The following is a 1,379-nucleotide window of genomic DNA, read 5'->3' on the forward strand; positions in this document are numbered from 1 at the left end:
CCGGAGGGGAGCGGATTCCGGGGTCACGGCCACCTCCTCTTCGGGATCCGAACGGGTGGCGTCATCCCGCATTCCCTACCTGTTGATCAGTAGATCACGTTACAAATACGTTACGAATAAATGTCGTACTGTCGCCGGATGGCCCCGGGCGAACGGTCCCGGGGTCCGGCGGGGACGGATCCCGGGAAGGACCACGCATGACGGGAACGGGCCACAACACGCGGAAGGACGCGGCGGAGCCCGGCGTGTCGGGACGCGAGCAGCGGTCCCGCCACCGCGCGCGCGGCGAGGAGCGCCGCGGCGAGATCCTGGGTGCGGCGCTCGAGGTGATCGCCGAACGGGGCTACCGGGGGGCGACGCTGGGCACCGTCGCCGAGCGCGTCGGCATCACCCAGCAGGGCCTGCTGCACTACTTCCCCACCAAGGAGTCCCTGCTGGTCGAGGTTCTCCGCATCCGGGACGACTGGGACACCGGCGGCGCGCTCTCCAGGAAGGACTTCGGCGATTCCCCCTGGCCGCTGGCCAATCTGGAGACGCTGGTGGAGTACAACGCCATGCGTCGGGGCGTGGTGCAGACCTTCTCCGCGCTGCTCGGGGAGAGCGTGACCGAGGACCACCCGGCCGGGGAGTACTTCCACGACCGGTACCGATGGGCGCGGGCGGGCGCGGAGGCGACGCTGCGGCGGGAGTTCGGCGACCGCCTGCCGAACGGCCTGACGCCGGAGCGGGCCGCGCCCCTGTTGATCGCCGTGATGGACGGCCTGCAGTTCCAGTGGTTGCACGAACCCGCCGGGGCCGACGACAACGGCACCGGCGGGGCGGGCGTGGACATGAGTCGTGCCTTCCGGGACTTCCTGGACCTGCTGTACGGCACCTCCCGGGACGCGGACGGGAACTGAGCCCGCACCGGGGCCGCCCGGGACGCGGAGCGGCCTCCGGGGGCGGGGTCAGTCGTCCGTCTCCACCGACAGTTCCACCGCGACGTTGCCGTCGATCGCGTTGGAGTAGGGGCACACCCCGTGGGCCGCCTCGACCAGGGCCCGGGCCGTGGCCCCGGGCACCCCCGGCATCCGGACGGTCAGCCGCACCGAGAGCCCGAAGCCCTCGGAGTCGGGGATCTTCCCCAGTGAGACGTCGGCGGTGATCTCCGTACCGGAGGTGTCGGTGCGGGCACGGCGGGCCACCAGGCCCAGCGCGCTGGAGAAGCAGGCGGCGTAGCCGGCGGCGAACAGTTCCTCGGGGTTGGTGCCGCCGCCCGGTCCGCCGAGTTCGGCGGGGGTGTGCAGTTCCAGGTCGAGAGAGCCGCTCGCGGTGCGGGCACGGCCGTCACGTCCGCCGCCGGCGGTCGCGGTGGCGGTGTAGAGCGGTGTGATGGGGGC

Annotated in this window: 2 protein-coding genes; one reads left to right on the forward strand and one right to left on the reverse strand. The window is 72.3% G+C overall.

Annotated features, from left to right (window positions below; genetic code table 11):
• Nucleotides 1–197: 197 nt before the first annotated feature.
• Nucleotides 198–899, forward strand: a complete 702-nt coding sequence (locus tag FNQ90_RS23240) for a TetR/AcrR family transcriptional regulator (RefSeq protein ID WP_182608144.1) — start codon at nucleotides 198–200, stop codon at nucleotides 897–899.
• 48 nt (nucleotides 900–947) lie between these two features.
• Here FNQ90_RS23240 and FNQ90_RS23245 read toward each other — a convergent pair whose 3' ends face one another.
• Entirely contained in the window at nucleotides 948–1,373 is a 426-nt protein-coding gene (locus tag FNQ90_RS23245) for an organic hydroperoxide resistance protein (protein WP_182608145.1), read from the reverse strand.
• Nucleotides 1,374–1,379 lie beyond the last annotated feature (6 nt).

It is taken from the genome of Streptomyces alkaliphilus (genome assembly GCF_014141535.1).
GTDB classification, from domain to species: domain Bacteria; phylum Actinomycetota; class Actinomycetes; order Streptomycetales; family Streptomycetaceae; genus Streptomyces; species Streptomyces alkaliphilus.

Bases quoted from the DNA above. Each gene is read 5' to 3' on its own strand.
- FNQ90_RS23240 (WP_182608144.1), top strand. From the start codon at position 198: ATGACGGGAACGGGCCACAACACGCGGAAGGACGCGGCGGAGCCCGGC.